Source organism: Desulforamulus aeronauticus DSM 10349, assembly GCF_900142375.1.
Lineage (GTDB): Bacteria > Bacillota > Desulfotomaculia > Desulfotomaculales > Desulfotomaculaceae > Desulfotomaculum > Desulfotomaculum aeronauticum.
Window position 1 is genome coordinate 1 of sequence record NZ_FRAR01000040.1, and the last position, 15,714, is coordinate 15,714.

The following is a 15,714-nucleotide window of genomic DNA, read 5'->3' on the forward strand; positions in this document are numbered from 1 at the left end:
TTGGGAGTTGGGTTCACTCAAGCAGCTTTGGAGGACATTCGTCAGGCAGATCTGAGGCTCATTATCCAAGTGCGAACATGGCCAGGGATTACCCAGGAAGAAATGGAAAAGACTTTCTCGACTTATCAAGGACTGCCCAATCTTTCTGCTATTCTTTTTAATGACAGTACAGTCCCCGGTTATCCGGGGTTGCTTCCGGACTTGGCGGAGCAAGTGAGAGGGCTGGGTATCCCGGTGGGGGAAGTGGAGTTTTTCCCCCAGGAGGGGTTAAATAAGCTAGGCTTGCTTCTAAACAAGCAAGTGGTAAGGGTGCATACCATACCACAAAACGAATTAAAGCAACTTTCACCAGACCAAGCCCTTGACCGATATACGCTGGCAGCGGTGGAAAGAAACCACCGTGTTTTAATGATCCGTCCGAACCTTACCAATGGCAACCCCTTGCAAGACAATCTTGGCTTTATCGACCGCCTGCGGGGAAGTTTAGAGCAAGCTGGTTTACAAGTGGGCCCGGCTAGTCTCCTGCCACCCGTGCAGGTTTCCCGACTTTGGATATTCCTGGCTGGGCTAGGGGTGATTAGTGGCGGACTTTTGCTTTTGGAAAAACGGCTAAATATCGCCCTAATTCTTTGGGTGGGGTTCTTAGCTAGCCTAATTTGGGCGACCATGCTGCTATTGAATGAGGACGTTGCTCGGAAAGGAATGGCGTTGGTGGCAGCAATCCTTTTCCCCATTCTTTCTATGACAACCTTTATCAAGAGAAATGAAAAAGGCGTGGCTAATGCAGTGGTGTCCCTTCTGGGGCTTTCACTGGTTTCTTTGCTGGGGTCGGTGTTTATGGTGGGACTGCTGACCGATGCCGGGTACATGTTGAAGTTGAACCAGTATGCCGGAGTAAAGCTGACCTACCTAGTACCACCAGTTGTGGTGACTCTTTACTTTCTCTCGTCCTTTGATAAAGGGAGTGGAGTTTGTCAGCGGCTGAAAGGATTCCTTCAGCAACCTGTCAGCACCGGCCTGTTATTGGGGATAGGGGTATTGGTAGCGGCAGGGGCTATTTATCTGCTCCGAACCGGTAACGAGGGAATTGTAGTGAGTGATACGGAAATACAATTTCGCACCGCTTTAGCACATTTTCTAGGAGTGCGTCCCCGCACCAAGGAATTTTTATTGGGCAATCCAGCTTTACTGCTGTTACTACGGTACGGCTACCGGGATCATCGTTATTTGCCCTTATTGCTGCTGGCCGCCATCGGGCAGACCTCTATGGTGGCCACCTTTGCTCATACATTTACACCTCTCTTAATTTCCCTGGAGCGAGCCACGGTTGGAATTCTGCTGGGAGTGATACTGGGGTTGGTCTTCATGGTTGTATGGAAGCTGTTTTATGTTTGCTTTAGAAAACCATCTTCCGTCCCAGAATAGGATAGAAAATGTGTTGAAAAATTGGTCCAATGAAGGAGAGAGTAAAATTGAATGGGCCACTACAAAGACAACGCCTAATCGGACAAGAACAAAGTAAGAGGCTTCCAAATGAAATGGATATTAAAGTAAGCTGGACTGGCCAAACATTCCTGGCATCTATTCCGGTGCTGGATATAATAGTAGGGGACTTCGAGCTGAGAGCTTGTCTTGATAAACTCGGTTGGCAGCTTCAGAAAATGGTACCTAGCCCCGGGGACAAAACATTAGTTAATAAAGATAATCAGTAAGACTTGATCAAGTCTAACTAGAGGTGGCGTTATGAAGCTAAATAACATCGTTACTAAACTCTGGCTGATCATGACAATCTTAGTGTTAGTGGTGATTGGCGTTGCTGGGGCGGCTCAGACTGGCTTTATGGAAGAGTTGTACTATGACCAACAGGCTAACCAACTAAAAACTTTGGGCAATAAGGTGGCAGATATGGCTAGGGAGGAACCAGACCCGGTTACGCTGGATCAAAAATTAGCCTTTGTTGCCGAACTTTATGATGCAAATGTGATGCTTTTAAACGAAAAGAGTATAGTGGTAAACTGCCAGGGCCTGGGCATCAGCACCAAGAATATGCCGATGGATATGAAAAATCCCCACCACGGCCCACTGAATCAGGAGGATATAAGAAAACTGTATCAGGGTCAGGTGGTGGTCGGCAGAGGGAATAACCCTTACTTTAAAACTGATGTTCTATCCGTGGGGTTGCAGCGTCGCATAGATAATCGCTAATTAAAGAATAATGCTACAAAGGAGGTGTTAGTGTTTAGTCAGCTGTTTCAGAACTCTGTAGAGTTTTTTCAGATATATGGTGCTGTGGGATTATTTTTGATGTCCTTTGCAGAATCCTCCTTTTTTCCAGTACCACCTGATATTTTACTTGTGGCAATGTCTCTCAATGCACCGAAGTTGGCTTTGTGGTACGCTTTGATTACATCTATAGCTTCTGTGTTGGGTGGGATTTTGGGTTATTTTATCGGTGCTACGACGGGGCGCCCACTACTAGATCGCTGGGTATCCTCTAAGCGAGTGTCACAAATGGAGGCATTATTTCATCGTTACGGTGGTTGGGCTGTGGCAATTGCAGGCTTTACACCGATACCTTATAAGGTCTTTACCATCGGTGCAGGAGTGTTTCGTATTCAGAAAGGGACATTTATTGTTGCATCACTGCTCAGCAGAAGCGCTCGTTTTTTCCTTGAGGGATTGATTATTTTTTACCTGGGAGCGGCAGCTAAAAGTTTTTTGAGCAGTTATTTAGAAATTCTTACAGTTGGAGTAGCTTTGGCAGTGCTACTGCTCTATCTAGCCCTACGACACACTAGGGCCGGGAAACAATCGAATTCCCTCAAGTAAATTACTAGATAAATCGGATAGAGAGATCAAAAACAAGAAGCAAGCTCACGGCCTGCTTCTTGTTTTTATGCTAATCGTTTTTGAAAATTGGCCTTTTATTACATAGGGATATTTAACGCTTTTAGAAAATGAACGTAAATATTCCCTTTGTCTAGTGTTACGTTCGGGATTACCCATAGTGATAATAGTGATACTGTAAGCAAAAGAGCAAGTACGGTTTTCCTAGAAAACAAGCAGGATCAGCTCCTTATCGATTTCATTTATTTTGATAGAATGTTTTGCAATTCATGTGAGCTTGAAGGCAACGTATAGGATAAGTAGCAACACTGGCTGATGCAACAAGTAAATGCTCAGTGAATGTTGCCCTGGCTTAAGCCAAAAGCTTTGGCTTAGGTCCCAGGGAAAAATACTGATTCTTTCCCGATACTTTATTCTGCCGAAGGCTACCCCCCAAAGAAATAGACCAAACCAGGGGAAAAGTGGGTAATAGTCGGCTGAATAGAAGTCTGCTGACAAAAGTCCTAGTGGTGCCAGCCAGTTATTGGGTGCTGTGAGTGATGGTAAGCTAACACCGATGATCATGATTCCAGACCCAATGAGTATTAAAAAAAATGCCTTTAATTTTTGGAAAAAGGTTGATAGTAATATACTGACCCCGAGGAGATGAAGAATACCAAAAATAATGTTGGAACCCGGAACAGCGATGGATGTGGTGACCGTGATAGCAAGGGCCCACAGCAAGAGGTGCAGACCTCTTTTCGTATTATTTTTACTTAAGGTACAACTAATGCCGGCCAGAAAGATGAACAGTGAGGCCGATGCCTTGCCGATATAATAAACCACACCTGATTCATAATGAATGGGGATATTGTAAAAAAAGTGCAGGTCATATATCAGATGAAAAAATACCATTAGTAAGATAGCTATACTTCGAAAGAAATCCAGTTCCCATATACGATGGGAGGGCCTGTGTTGGTTCAGTAAATTTGCCAAATAGGATAACTCCTTACATAATTCATGAAAGATCAATCAATGCTAGACTGTTTTTGGTATTCAAATATCTATCTAACATACTCTAGGATTCAAAGCCAAAGTGGATATGAGATTATGCATCACTAAATGTTGCTTAGTCTACCGATTTCCATCTCAATTAGAGCTATTGGAGAAATTTGCTCCACCATTTTTATAAATTGGGGCGATCGAAAATCGATCTTACACAAGATGATTTCTGTACTGATGGGTGCGAATTTTTTCACCACCATAAAACCAGATTCGGTTTCCATGATTAGTTTGGAGCTACTAGGTACTTGCAAAACCATGACAGCTGGTTTGTAAAGCTTATTAAAACCTACGCAATTGCGGGAATCCATCATCGCCTCAGAAAAATTGTTACGCAGTGTTTGGCCAGGGGTAAACCCAGATAAGATAACTTTTTTTATCGAATCCAGGGCTTCACCAAAATATAGCTGCTGCAACTTCAAACCTCCTTCGTATCGATCAACTGATCTTCTTATAGAATAACGAATCAATTTGTCATGAATGTTACAGGAATGAAAACTTTTTGTGATAATTGCAACTTGATGAATCAAGGTGAAATAATTTGCCAAATATCACAAAAATGTTAAATACTTGTGACTTGGTTGTAACATTAGAAGATTATACTTTGAGTTAGAAGCCCGCCTTTAACATATATCTTTAGCCCGAACAGGGCGCTTTTTTGAAACAACTCCTAAGGGAGAGAACATTATAAAAATAAGGGGGAATTTGTATTATGATGTGGGGTGGCCATCATGGAATGGGCATGCTTGGTGGAAACTTAAGTAATCTAGGTTGGTTTGGTTGGGTGGTGATGATTTTACAAATGCTTATTCCGCTGATACTGATGGGTGCGGTTATTTATTTTCTCTATAAGTTAGGTTCAAGGAAATTAGCCGGAGCAGGATCGTCCGATGCCTTAAGCATTTTGAACGTGAGATATGCAAAAAACGAAATAACAACGGAGGAGTATAAGCGGATCAAGGAAGAATTAATACGATAAGCATTGCCAAAGCCCAACACCGTTGGGCTTTTTTCACTATCAGTAAGTATAAAAATGCTAATAATAACGGTGGGGAGAAACTTTAAAATTACGGAGGCAAACCAATGGCTAATTGGAAAAAGATTGGGCTATATACAATGATACTAGCTTTTTTATCCGGCATTCTGTTTACCACAGGATCTTATTTGGTTCAAGATTTAAAACCTAAACAAGACATGATAAGCCAGCAAGCGGGAGTAGCAAATGCCGGACAGCTCGGCGTGGGACCCGATACCATCTCGAATATTGTTGAGAAAGCTGGCTCAGCGGTGGTAAAAATAAATACAACAGTTCAAGTGGGAGGGGATAACCCATTGAATAACGATCCTTTTTTCCGTCAGTTTCATGGTGTACGCCCTCAATCTCAGTATCAAAACGGTGTAGGATCAGGGTTTATTATTTCTAAAGACGGATACATCCTAACCAATGAGCACGTTATTGATGGAGCCCAAAGCATTACGGTGTTGGTAAAGGGTCAAAACAAACCCTATGAAGCCAAATTAGTTGGGGCAGATGTTGCTTTAGATTTAGCTGTATTAAAAATTGAAGGAAAAGAATTTCCAACGCTTATACTGGGAGATTCGAACAAAATTCGGGTGGGCAACTGGGTTATTGCCATTGGTAGCCCCTTTGGATTGGAGGACACAGTTACCATTGGGGTGATTAGTGCGAAGGAACGACCAATAGAATTAGAAAACCGCACCTTTGACCACCTATTGCAAACCGATGCATCAATTAATCCTGGCAATAGTGGTGGACCCTTATTAAACCTAAATGGTGAGGTTATTGGTATAAACACAGCTATTAACGCTCAGGCACAGGGCATTGGCTTTGCCATACCAAGTAGCACGGTCAAGGAAGTTTTGGAAGAGTTAATTCAACAAGGTACAGTAAAACGTCCCTGGCTAGGGGTGCAAATTCAACCAGTTACTCCAGATATTGCAAACTATCTAGGCTACCAAGCTAACGAGGGGGCTTTAATCTACGGGGTGGTACCAGGCGGTCCAGCCGATAAGGCCGGGGTTAAAGAAGGGGATATTGTATTAAGTATAGATGGTAATAAGATAGAGAATCCCGAGGACTTAATAAAGACGATGCAAAAAAAGAAAGTAGGAACACAGGTGGAGGTTCAATTGTTTCGTCAGGGGGGAATTATTAATTTACAAGTAAAAGCCTCTGAAAGGCCCACCAATATAAACTAGTTGGATCAATGTAGAATCAATTTTTTAAAGAGACCTGTATCACTTTAGGGTGGTGCAGGTTTTTTTGTGGAAAGATTTAATCGTTTAGCCTCAAGCATTAATGTTTTTATTTCTACAAAATTTTTCTGGTACCTACTAAAAACGACCTATTACTTACGAATAACTTTATGGAAAAACAGGAAGGAGGTGCCAATAGGGTTATCTGAAAATAGAAACGCTTAATTTCCAGTGGTGGGAAACGGGGGAAAACAATAATTGGGGTGAATTGCAAAAGCAAGGGGCTAACTTTCGGCCCTAACCCGTCAGCTAACCTCGTAGGCGTAGAAAGAGAGGCAGCATGAAAAAGGCAAAAAACTTACTGTGTACCATTCTATTAAGTGGGATTTTGGTTACTTTGCCCACGGCGGCTTTTGCCGATACATACCACACTGTTAAGAAGGGAGATTCCCTCTGGGTTATCGCCAAAAGCTATGGTACAACCGTAGCGGAACTGCAGAGGCAAAATAGTCTGAAGTCCGATGCGATTTTTCCAGGGCAATCCTTGCTGATTAAGGGTGAGGTTAGACAACCAGTCAACAATGTTTCCCGGGGTGCAGGGCGGATTGATACCATTCTGGAATATGCCAAAACTCTAATGGGTTCACCCTACCGCTATGGCGGACAAACCCCCCAGGGTTTTGATTGTTCTGGTTATATTCAGTATGTCTTAAAGAATTTTGGCTTAACCACACCCCGCACGGCGGCAGAGCAGTTTAACAGCGGCAAGAAAATAACCCCCCAAGAAGCAAGGCCTGGTGATTTGGTGGCCTTTAAAGATGGGGCAAGCATCTCGCACTCGGGCATTTACCTGGGAGGCGGCAAGTTTATCAGTTCTGCATCCAGCAAAGGGGTATCCATTGCCGATGTATACGGGCCATACTGGGGCCAGCATTTCTTTGGTTTTAGCAGATTAATTGATTAGTAAATATGGCAGGGGCTTTCTCCAGTGAGGAAGTCCCTGCCATTTGGTTTATTACAAAAATGTTAAAATCCTGTAACATTCCTGTGATGTTCATAGGCTAAAATGAATGAAAACAGGAGGGGAAGAGAAATGTGATGTTGTCTAAAAGAAACATTATGCTCGCTGGCATGGCTGTGTTACTGGGCCTAGCCCTGGTTTTACCCCTGACCAATGGCTTGGCAAATCCATTTCGATTTTTCACAGACAACGGGAATCAAGAGCATCAGACAAACCAGTCCCCAAGCACGGTGCAAACAACGGAAGAAATACCAACGGCCAAACAAAACAATAACCCTGCGGAGGCATCACCAGTGAACACAGGGGCTGCAACAACGAATAAACAGGAAAGCCCCTCCAGTGCACCAAAGGAGCAACCAGTGCCGGTCAGTCAAACCCCACAGCCAGTTCAGACTACCCCTGAGACTGGTGCTGCACCACAACCAGTGCCGAAGGGGGAGCAGGGGATGATGGTTCAACCAGAATCAGGTCATTATAAAGGTGCGGATTGTGCCCCTGTGGCCCCGGTGCCTTCGGATTACCAACCCAACTATGAGTGGTACTCTAAGGAAGAAGGGTGGGGAAACAGGTCTGGTCACTGGTAAAGAGGCTGGAAAATAGAATGAAGCAAACGAAAGGAAAGCACTTGGCACATTGATCCGGGTGCTTTTTAAGTTTGCAAAAATGCTTATGCTAAATAAGAAGCACAGAGTGCGGATTTTCCACACCCTGTGCCAGGCTCTAAGGCTACATTGCTGAACATTTGGTTGATAAGCTACTGTGAGCAACTATTTTTACCCACCGCAGCAAGGTTTTATACCCCTCTTTGCAGTTTGTAAAGTGTAAGGGTTCGGAAATTTCGATACCACGGTAGTTGTAAATTCTGGCTATATTCTGGTTGCTTTGATCATCCCAATCAATGGCCAGGCGTTTATCATAAATTTGTAAGATGTTTTTCTTCTTCATTTTCTAGCCTCCTATGTAATCTAGCATGTATAATCAAAGTGATTGATAGTTGTGGGAATAAGCTATTTTCATTAGACGGCCTTTAATACCTTCATGCTTACGATATGACCTACTTCGCTAATTAACACGCAATCACCCAGTCGCAATTCATCAAGGTCGATGAAGTTGCCGTCCGTATCCGATAAATTTTCCGGCAAAATGGTAAAACGATGGTTCCCTAATTCGTTTTTTACCTCTACTAAACCCATATGAAAATCAAGGGAGGAGATGATTCCTCTGCAGGTAGTAACCTTTTTTCTCCTGGGCATGGCGAGCCTCCTTCCTAGCAAGTTGTTCGGATTGCCTCATTGAATCTGTTATTAGCATAATGCATCAATGTATCACCCCTGTCACAGCAATGAAAACTTTTTGTAATTTAAACAGGGGAAAAATCACAAAAATGTTACAAAGCTGTGACTTTGGTGTAACAAACACACTCTATACTGAAAGCAACACCTCCGTTTTAAATAATCGCCCAATTCATTTGGGCAATTTTTTTTAAGAAGGGAGAGTTACAAGAAATGCCAAAGCTTTTTTACTGCAAAGAACAGATACTAGCCAATAATGGTATAGAATAAGGAACAGGTGGGTGAAACTGATGAAAACCATATTAATTGCAGATGATGAGGAACGAATTAGAGAACTGGTTCGGCTGTATCTGGAAGCCGATGGGTTTATTGTTTGTGAGGCTGAGAATGGCCAGCAGGTGTTGGATATCGTCAACAGCAAGCCCATTGACCTGATATTGTTGGATTTAATGATGCCCGTGCTGGATGGTTGGACGGTCTGTAAAATGCTTCGACGGGATAAGAAAATTCCCATTGTCATGCTAACGGCCAAAGGAGAAGAAAACGACCGGGTCTTAGGGCTGGATCTAGGGTCCGATGATTATATTGTAAAACCCTTTAGCACCAGAGAATTGGTGGCCCGGGTAAAGGCGGTGCTCAGAAGAACCGAAGGCAACAAGGATTCCGACCATACCCATACCCTGTCTTACCCAGGTCTGAAGATTAATTTATTAACCCGAGAATTAGAAGTAAATGGCGAAAGCGTCAATCTGACCTCAAAGGAATTTGACCTGCTGGCAACCCTGGCCAAGAACCCCGGTCGCATTTTTAGCCGGGATCAACTCTTGGAAATGGTCTGGGGCTTTGACTATTGTGGGGATTCTCGCACGGTGGATACCCATATTAACCGGGTACGCTCCAAGCTGGAAAATCCAGCCAGGAATGATGAATTCATTAAAACCATTAGGGGAGTGGGGTACAAATTCGAACTAAGTGGTCACTAAAAAACAGTTTGGGCACCAAGCTTTGGCTGGCCATCGTGTCCCTATTATTGGTTGTTTTTACCTTTTCTTTGGTCGTTCAAGCTCAGCAAATTAAGTCTTTCTTCTATGACCAACAAGCCCGGTTTTATATCTATGAAGCAGAGGAAATTGTCACCTATTTTGGTAAAGCTGCACCCTATGAGGTTATCAATGAAAGGCTGCTGCTTCACACTCGCTTTCTGGGGGCCAGTATCATCATTACTGATTTAAAGGGGAAATACCTGTACCACCAGCCAGCCCCTGGACGGCACAAGGAACAAATCAATTTAGAGCAAAGCCTTTTAAATCAGGTTTTTACCGGCAGTAATACGGTCTTTTCCGGGCGGGTCAGCGGTGTGACAGAGGATGTCTTTCTGGCTGCAGTTCCTCTAAAAAAAGAGGGAAAAATCTCTGGGGCAGTGATTATCTATAGCCCCCTATCCTCACTGAAACAGCAAATAAATAAAATGTCCGGCATCGCTATCTTGGCGGGGCTGTTGGGAATTATCATGACCACCTTCCTCAGCATGTTTATTTTTCGTAAGTTTATCCACCCCTTAATTGAAATGGACAAGGCCGCCAAAGCCATTGCAGAAGGGGATTTTGGGAAACAGTTGGCGGTGGACTCCAATGACGAGGTGGGGCGGTTGGCCCATTCCTTAAACCGGATGTCCGCAGAACTAAAGGAAAAGATTGAAGCCATTGAAAGACTAGACCGTTTGAGACAAGAACTGCTCTCGGACGTTTCCCACGAATTGCGGACCCCTCTGACCGTTATCCAGGGCTTTGCCGAGGCACTACACGATGACATGGTGAAATCCCGGGAGCAGGAGAAATTCTACCTGAGAAATATCGTGGATGAATCGGGCAGGCTCAGGGATTTGGTGAATGATATTTTAAAACTAAAATCAATGGAAGCTGGTATTGTGGATGAGATGGAATATGTGGTGTTAAATAAGCTGATTCACATTACAGCCGAGCGAATGAAGCAAATTGCTGTGGTAAGGGATATCGAGATTGTAACCAGCCTACCTGCCCAGGGCATCACCGTCTTAGGCAATATTGACCGCCTGAAACAAGTGCTAACCAACTTGCTGGACAATGCCATTAAACACTCAAACCCCGGAGGAACAGTTACTGTTGAATTAGGTGAACAAGCTGGCTGGGCCTTGCTGGCAGTAAAGGATACCGGCCCGGGAATTCCCCCGGAGGACTTAGAAAATATCTGGGAGCGCTTTTATAAGACGGATAAATCCCGCTCCCGACATGGTGCCGGTGCTGGTTTGGGTTTGGCCATTGTGAAAAAGATTGTGGAAGTGCACCAGGGACGGGTGGAGGTAGCAAGTGAGTTAGGCAAAGGAGCCGTTTTTACCGTTTACCTGCCCCTGAACCAGGAAGTGGAAGAGGAATAGAAAGTACAAAAAAAGTAGACTCTCATCGAAGGGAGTCTACTTTTTTTGTTCAATCATGGTTATTCTGCACCTCGTGGGACATACCCGCTGGCTCATCTGCACTGTGTGCTTGGGCCGGAGCGGCGGTGGGAACGGTGACTGGTGCAGTTTTGTGCTCAGATGATCCACTGCTTTGGTGTTGTTGCATCTGGGGCGTTTCACCGGAAGAGCTGGATGAACTATTGTGGCTGGTACCTTGTTTCGTAACCTTATGCTCAGAGTCTGGGGCTGACTGGTTCTGAGGGGCACTGGATGGAGCGGCTGGCATATGTTCAGAAGCCTGTGGGGTGATACCCTTCGTGCTGGTTGACCCCGCATGGTCCCCGTGCTTTACCTCGAAGTAATCCCCGGGAAACAGAGTGGGGAGAGATACCTTTTTATTGGCCAACACCTGCTGGAGGTCTCCCTGGCGTAATTCATCCGCATGAATTTGCACACCATCCTGCTGGCAGTGCTCGTAGACCAGGTAACGGTTCACGTTAAGGCCCATTTGTTCTGCCTTACGCTTGGTGTCTTGATCGGTATTCCCTACCATCACTACACCGGAGATATTTTTACTGACCATTGCTTCCCGAATGGTGTTGCGCAGCTTGTTTTCGTCGATGGCCTTTTTTCCTTGAGCATCAATGGGAATCACACTGGCCAGCACAAAATTGTTATCTTCCAGTAAGACATTTTCTGCCCGGGCCTCTTTTAAGATGAGGTTCACTGCCTGATAGAGATTTGCATTCTGCAGCGGCAGCTTTTCTACAACTTCCTTTAAGGGACCGCTGGCACCCTTTACCTCAACGATCTTAGAGTCCTTGTCCACGTACAATTCCAAACCCGAATTGATATCCAGTGCTACGCTGGCCACCGCAACATTGGGGCCCAGTAGCGGATTAAGAAGGCCCAGAGCCAATACCAATACCAAAATGGCAGCTACGGTAGCATAGCGATAAAGCTGTTTGAAGGTGAAGGGCGAGGACTTTCTACGGACCTTGATCGTTTGGCCCACCCTGGGAATCCCCTGAGGAGTAGGGATTTCTAAAAAATCCCCTTCCTGGGTGTAAACAACCGTTTTTTTACCACTCACTCGCATGACAACACCTTTGACTTGACTCATTACACACACCTTCTCATTACTTTAGTCAGGGATGTCGGTAAAACTTTTTAAGGCATAAAAACTGGGATTGGAAAAGATTAAGGTTAAGGCAATTAGATATTTCCTGCCCCGCTCCAAGACTTTACGCTTCACGCCAGTGAGTAACTCCAATTCTTTGATGGGCAACAGCTTTTGTTTAGTAAGGGTTTCCAGCAGCGCCCTTTCACCACTAAGGGCACGGGCGACCCTTACCAGGGTTTCCTTGCTGTCCCGGTGCTTAGGAGACACCTTTACCAAATCGTCCAGGGTTACGCCATAATGGGTCAATTCGGCAATGTAATGTTCCATCACCGCCTCAAAATTCTCCTGCTGCTGCTGCTCGTGATACTGCTGATAGGCGTATTCGACATCATAGGTGCTAAATTCCTCGTCAGCCTCTTCGGTTAACAAGGGAATGTGCCGATGCTTTGCTTCCTTGCGAAAGTAATCCACCAGCCGGTGATGGATAACCCGTCGGGCGAAGGTAGGGAAAGCCATCCCTTCACGGGGATCGTAGCCGTCAATGGCTTCATTAAAGGCGATGAGAGCAATGCTCAGCTCATCATCATTATTCCAGGTGAGATAACGATTACAGATTTTTGAACTCACCCTGGCAATGAAATCCCGATTTTCTTCAATGATGGTCTCACGGGAGCGGAGATCTCCTTTTTGTGCCAGGAGTAAGAGCTCTTCTATTGGTTGATCCCTCAAGGTAATCACTCCACTTGTCAGGTTATTCGGAAGGCCGGTGTAGCTTTCAGGGGGTAGCCAGTTTATTTTTTACGATTCTTAACCAGCCCTATTATATAGGTGCAATGTTACAGGAACGTCACAAATCCAGCCGTTGGTGGCTAGTAATTTGTGCAAGGAAATCCTTTAACCACCAAAGAAAAGAGTTAAAGCACCCGTCAGAACCAGGTTTTCTGGGTGCTTTAACTCTTCTATGAGCTTGCTAGCAGGTGCTGGTAGATTGTTTGGACAGGGGAACAAAGGTTTTTTTCTTCTGTAATTCGGTCACTAGCTGGTCCATTTTCTGGCTGTAACTGATCACTTTGGGGTGATTGAAGCCAAATTCATGGACTAACTGATCAAGAATCATACGAGAACGAATCATACGAAGATATAGCTGTGAGTAGCTGTTTCTAGTGTATTGCATAAAAATACCCCCCACTTATTCCTGCTTGGCGATTGGATCGATGTTCCCAGTATAAGCCCCTTATTTAACAGCAATGTCACAGCAACATAAACTTTTTGTAACATACCCAGATTTTGCACCAGGTAAGGAAAACCTGGAAAATGTTACGAAAAGTTTAAAATGCTGTGACATTCTTGTCAAATTATGCTGTTATAGTAAAGCTTAAGGATGTGATCACACCTAATTGTTAGGTAAGGAGGAAGGTTAGTGAAAAAGGCAAAGTTTTTAGTATTGGGCCTGGTGGCCCTGGCCATGATGGCGATGGTGGTGCCTGGGGCCTTTGCGGCCAGCACCGATGTTCAGAAAAATGCCAATCAAGACTATTACAATCAGATGTTTGAATGGCGTTTGTCTCAGGTGGATCAGGCTCTTAAGAATGGCTATATCTCTGAGGAGCAGGCCAATGCTATGAAGCAACAAATCAACAGCATGAAGGACTATGCTCAGAAGAACGGCTTTGGTCCTATGATGGGCAATGGCTACTACGGCATGGGTCATCATGGGATGATGGGTAATGGCTTCTCTGGGATGGGTCCTGGCATGATGGGCGGCGGTTTTTACGGGTCTTGTTGGTAACCTTGTACCAAGTTCCGGAAAGCAATAGCTTTTAAAACCGTAACAAAAGAAATAAAGGTATGTAGCTAGCTACTTAGGGCACCCGAAGGGATCTGTTTTCGGGTGCCTTTCTATTTTGAAAAAACAACAAGCCCGTACCACTTTTTCGTGATACGGGCTTTAGCCGCTGAGGGTACGCTAACTACCCTCAGCAATCGTTGCTTAAATTGTACCTATTCGTGGCCACCTTTGTTGTGGCCACTGTGTTCGCCACCCATGTTGCCATTGTGAGAGCCGCTTTGGTTATGATAACCATCGTTCATACCAGTGTGACCGTTATGGTAGCCCTGGTTGCTATTGGTGGTGTTATTATGATAGCCATCGTTCATGCCGGTGTGTCCCTGGTGGTAGCCCGGGGTGGTATTGGTGGCCGCTGATTGGCCAGTGGCTTTTACCTGGGTGCTATTATGGTACCCGTCATTCATACCGGTGTGACCGGGGTGGGTGCTGGTGGTGCTAGTAGTCGTTGCATTGGTTTGTTGCACCTGTTTGGTGGCAGTGGTTTTCTGGGTTGTTGTCTGGGTAGCTGGCTGGGTTTTCGTCACGGTGGTGTGATAGCTGGCATTGTGTACCCCATTGACATAATGGGCCGTTTTGGCTGTGCTGGTGGTTCCCTGATGTTCTGTGGTGGAGGCAAAAGCCATGCTGGCCACAGGAATACTTAAAGCTAGAACGGTTACGGCTGCTGCCATTTTCATCTTGGTAGATATTTTTTTCATGATGACCTCCTGCATATTTTTTCTTACCTATTTCCTAGAGAGACGGGCCCGCATCTCTCTTTCTGACAGGCTATTCGTTGGCTTAGGGGGATTTTGTGGGGGTAGGGATTAAAAAAATTAGTACGATAAAAAATACAGGTGACAAAGGATGCAGTCTATGATATTTTAATATTAAAGTGATTGTTTGAATGTTTTATTTGCAGGAGGGATTATTGTGAAAAAAGCCTGTGATCATTCCTATCAACATCCCCATACCGATGACCAAACAGCCCACGGAGGCTGTGACTGTGGTAGCAGTTGCTGCGGTGATTCGACGGTTGCAAAGCTTGCGGACACCCCGGGCTTGGTTCCCGGTAAAAGGAGCAATGCTTTACCTGGTTTCACATTGGGCAAAATTAACTACACCTCTGCCCTATCAAAGCAATCTTTTGAATTAGCCCAGGTTCCTCAAATAACCTCACTGGCTAACCAGTTACAGAAAAGCCAGTTCCGCTTAAGGGGGTTGGACTGTGCCGATTGTGCAGCGAAGCTGGAGAAAAGGGTACAGGCCCTGCCCGGAGTGGCTGAGGTCAGGGTTAACTTTGGAGCAGCGAAAATGACCGTCAGCCATTCCGTTGACCTAGCGGTAATCCTGGATACCGTAAAGGCAGCGGGTTACCAGGCTGAGTTAGATAGCCAACCAAAAGCCACGGTCTTTCGTGTCAGTGGCATGGATTGTGCCGATTGTGCCGCCAAGCTGGAGAAAAAGCTACTTGCCTTACCCGGTGTGGCCGAAGCAAAAATTAACTTTGGGGCAGGGAAACTGACCGTAAAGCACTCCGCCTCGGTGGAAAGTATTTTAAAGGCCATTGAAGCAGCGGGTTATCAAGGTCAGTTAGCCAATGAAGTAAGAAAGCAGCCGCAAAGGAATTTCTTCGGAGATAGCAAGCTCCTGCTTACAGCCATTTCCGGTATCCTGGTGGCGGGTGGTTTTGTTCTTTCCTATTTGAATTTGCCCGAATATCTAGTAACCACAATATATCTTGCTGCGATACTGAGCGGCGGGTTTTACACCGCCAAAAGCGGTTGGTATTCCCTCAAGTCCTTGTCGCTGGATATGAATTTCCTGATGATGGTGGCAGTGATTGGAGCGGCGGCCATAGGAGAATGGGCCGAAGGGGCCACGGTGGTGTTCCTTTTTGCCCTGGGCAAT

The 15,714-nt window shown here is 45.1% G+C and carries 20 protein-coding genes and 1 riboswitch; of the genes, 12 read left to right on the forward strand and 8 right to left on the reverse strand.

Annotation, left to right across the window (positions count from 1 at the left end; all coding sequences use genetic code 11):
* The 4 genes from BUA78_RS20405 to BUA78_RS18970 all read left to right on the forward strand — a co-directional run.
* A partial coding sequence (locus BUA78_RS20405) for a DUF5693 family protein (RefSeq protein ID WP_175549083.1) occupies positions 1–1,425 on the forward strand: 1,425 nt, incomplete at its 5' end.
* Between the two features lie 47 nt (positions 1,426–1,472).
* Positions 1,473–1,712, forward strand: coding sequence for a hypothetical protein (locus BUA78_RS18960; protein WP_072917672.1), 240 nt, complete (start codon positions 1,473–1,475; stop codon positions 1,710–1,712).
* 31 nt (positions 1,713–1,743) lie between these two features.
* The gene (locus BUA78_RS19990; RefSeq protein ID WP_238456882.1) at positions 1,744–2,205 is read left to right on the forward strand and encodes a hypothetical protein; all 462 of its coding nucleotides are present in this window, start codon (positions 1,744–1,746) and stop codon (positions 2,203–2,205) included.
* A 30-nt stretch (positions 2,206–2,235) separates the two neighbouring features.
* On the forward strand, positions 2,236–2,829 hold the full coding sequence (locus tag BUA78_RS18970; RefSeq protein WP_238456883.1) for a YqaA family protein: 594 nt from the start codon (positions 2,236–2,238) through the stop codon (positions 2,827–2,829).
* A 285-nt stretch (positions 2,830–3,114) separates the two neighbouring features.
* On the opposite strand, the gene BUA78_RS18975 is transcribed toward BUA78_RS18970, so the two are convergent.
* Together BUA78_RS18975 and BUA78_RS18980 are read right to left on the reverse strand one after the other, a co-directional pair.
* Complete coding sequence (locus BUA78_RS18975; RefSeq protein ID WP_238456884.1) at positions 3,115–3,822, reverse strand: heparan-alpha-glucosaminide N-acetyltransferase; 708 nt, start codon at positions 3,820–3,822, stop codon at positions 3,115–3,117.
* A gap of 122 nt (positions 3,823–3,944) precedes the next feature.
* Positions 3,945–4,304, reverse strand: coding sequence for a hypothetical protein (locus BUA78_RS18980; protein ID WP_072917674.1), 360 nt, complete (start codon positions 4,302–4,304; stop codon positions 3,945–3,947).
* Between the two features lie 296 nt (positions 4,305–4,600).
* Here BUA78_RS18980 and BUA78_RS18985 point away from each other — a divergent pair, with 296 nt between their 5' ends.
* From BUA78_RS18985 to BUA78_RS19000, 4 genes are all read left to right on the forward strand, one after another.
* Complete coding sequence (locus BUA78_RS18985; RefSeq protein ID WP_072917677.1) at positions 4,601–4,867, forward strand: SHOCT domain-containing protein; 267 nt, start codon at positions 4,601–4,603, stop codon at positions 4,865–4,867.
* Positions 4,868–4,971: 104 nt separating this feature from the next.
* Entirely contained in the window at positions 4,972–6,108 is a 1,137-nt protein-coding gene (locus BUA78_RS18990) for a S1C family serine protease (RefSeq protein ID WP_072917679.1), read from the forward strand.
* A gap of 205 nt (positions 6,109–6,313) precedes the next feature.
* Positions 6,314–6,445, forward strand: a riboswitch (cyclic di-AMP (ydaO/yuaA leader).
* On the forward strand, positions 6,446–7,069 hold the full coding sequence (locus tag BUA78_RS18995) for a C40 family peptidase (protein ID WP_072917681.1): 624 nt from the start codon (positions 6,446–6,448) through the stop codon (positions 7,067–7,069).
* 131 nt (positions 7,070–7,200) lie between these two features.
* Positions 7,201–7,710 carry a hypothetical protein gene (locus BUA78_RS19000; RefSeq protein WP_072917683.1) on the forward strand — a complete coding sequence of 170 codons (510 nt, stop codon included), beginning with the start codon at positions 7,201–7,203 and terminating at the stop codon, positions 7,708–7,710.
* Positions 7,711–7,852: 142 nt separating this feature from the next.
* On the opposite strand, the gene BUA78_RS19005 is transcribed toward BUA78_RS19000, so the two are convergent.
* Positions 7,853–8,071, reverse strand: a complete 219-nt coding sequence (locus BUA78_RS19005) for a hypothetical protein (RefSeq protein WP_072917686.1) — start codon at positions 8,069–8,071, stop codon at positions 7,853–7,855.
* 71 nt (positions 8,072–8,142) lie between these two features.
* Positions 8,143–8,379, reverse strand: coding sequence for a hypothetical protein (locus BUA78_RS19010; RefSeq protein ID WP_072917687.1), 237 nt, complete (start codon positions 8,377–8,379; stop codon positions 8,143–8,145).
* 329 nt (positions 8,380–8,708) lie between these two features.
* Here BUA78_RS19010 and BUA78_RS19015 point away from each other — a divergent pair, with 329 nt between their 5' ends.
* Positions 8,709–9,401, forward strand: coding sequence for a response regulator transcription factor (locus BUA78_RS19015; RefSeq protein ID WP_072917690.1), 693 nt, complete (start codon positions 8,709–8,711; stop codon positions 9,399–9,401).
* Between the two features lie 35 nt (positions 9,402–9,436).
* Complete coding sequence (locus BUA78_RS19020) at positions 9,437–10,831, forward strand: sensor histidine kinase (protein ID WP_476580467.1); 1,395 nt, start codon at positions 9,437–9,439, stop codon at positions 10,829–10,831.
* A gap of 49 nt (positions 10,832–10,880) precedes the next feature.
* On the opposite strand, the gene BUA78_RS19025 is transcribed toward BUA78_RS19020, so the two are convergent.
* The 3 genes from BUA78_RS19025 to BUA78_RS19035 form a co-directional block, all read right to left on the reverse strand.
* Positions 10,881–11,975 (reverse strand): anti-sigma factor domain-containing protein, encoded by a 1,095-nt coding sequence (locus BUA78_RS19025; RefSeq protein ID WP_072917693.1) that lies wholly within the window; start codon positions 11,973–11,975, stop codon positions 10,881–10,883.
* Between the two features lie 21 nt (positions 11,976–11,996).
* On the reverse strand, positions 11,997–12,713 hold the full coding sequence (sigI, locus tag BUA78_RS19030) for an RNA polymerase sigma-I factor (RefSeq protein ID WP_338011640.1): 717 nt from the start codon (positions 12,711–12,713) through the stop codon (positions 11,997–11,999).
* A gap of 232 nt (positions 12,714–12,945) precedes the next feature.
* Entirely contained in the window at positions 12,946–13,149 is a 204-nt protein-coding gene (locus BUA78_RS19035; RefSeq protein WP_072917698.1) for an aspartyl-phosphate phosphatase Spo0E family protein, read from the reverse strand.
* Between the two features lie 246 nt (positions 13,150–13,395).
* Between BUA78_RS19035 and BUA78_RS19040 the strand changes: the two genes are divergently transcribed.
* On the forward strand, positions 13,396–13,764 hold the full coding sequence (locus BUA78_RS19040) for a DUF2680 domain-containing protein (protein WP_084082518.1): 369 nt from the start codon (positions 13,396–13,398) through the stop codon (positions 13,762–13,764).
* Positions 13,765–13,976: 212 nt separating this feature from the next.
* Here the strand turns inward: BUA78_RS19040 and BUA78_RS19045 are convergent, their stop codons facing one another.
* Entirely contained in the window at positions 13,977–14,522 is a 546-nt protein-coding gene (locus BUA78_RS19045; RefSeq protein WP_072917700.1) for a hypothetical protein, read from the reverse strand.
* A 214-nt stretch (positions 14,523–14,736) separates the two neighbouring features.
* Here BUA78_RS19045 and BUA78_RS19050 point away from each other — a divergent pair.
* Positions 14,737–15,714: heavy metal translocating P-type ATPase (locus tag BUA78_RS19050; RefSeq protein WP_139257463.1), on the forward strand; the 978-nt coding region annotated here is incomplete at its 3' end.

Coding starts and splice junctions, on each gene's coding strand:
- BUA78_RS18995 (WP_072917681.1), top strand. CDS start 6,446: ATGAAAAAGGCAAAAAACTTACTGTGTACCATTCTATTAAGTGGGATT.
- BUA78_RS19045 (WP_072917700.1), bottom strand. CDS start 14,522: ATGAAAAAAATATCTACCAAGATGAAAATGGCAGCAGCCGTAACCGTT.
- BUA78_RS19005 (WP_072917686.1), bottom strand. CDS start 8,071: ATGAAGAAGAAAAACATCTTACAAATTTATGATAAACGCCTGGCCATT.
- BUA78_RS19025 (WP_072917693.1), bottom strand. CDS start 11,975: ATGAGTCAAGTCAAAGGTGTTGTCATGCGAGTGAGTGGTAAAAAAACG.
- BUA78_RS19010 (WP_072917687.1), bottom strand. CDS start 8,379: ATGCCCAGGAGAAAAAAGGTTACTACCTGCAGAGGAATCATCTCCTCC.
- BUA78_RS18985 (WP_072917677.1), top strand. CDS start 4,601: ATGATGTGGGGTGGCCATCATGGAATGGGCATGCTTGGTGGAAACTTA.
- BUA78_RS19035 (WP_072917698.1), bottom strand. CDS start 13,149: ATGCAATACACTAGAAACAGCTACTCACAGCTATATCTTCGTATGATT.
- BUA78_RS18990 (WP_072917679.1), top strand. CDS start 4,972: ATGGCTAATTGGAAAAAGATTGGGCTATATACAATGATACTAGCTTTT.
- BUA78_RS19015 (WP_072917690.1), top strand. CDS start 8,709: ATGAAAACCATATTAATTGCAGATGATGAGGAACGAATTAGAGAACTG.
- BUA78_RS19990 (WP_238456882.1), top strand. CDS start 1,744: ATGAAGCTAAATAACATCGTTACTAAACTCTGGCTGATCATGACAATC.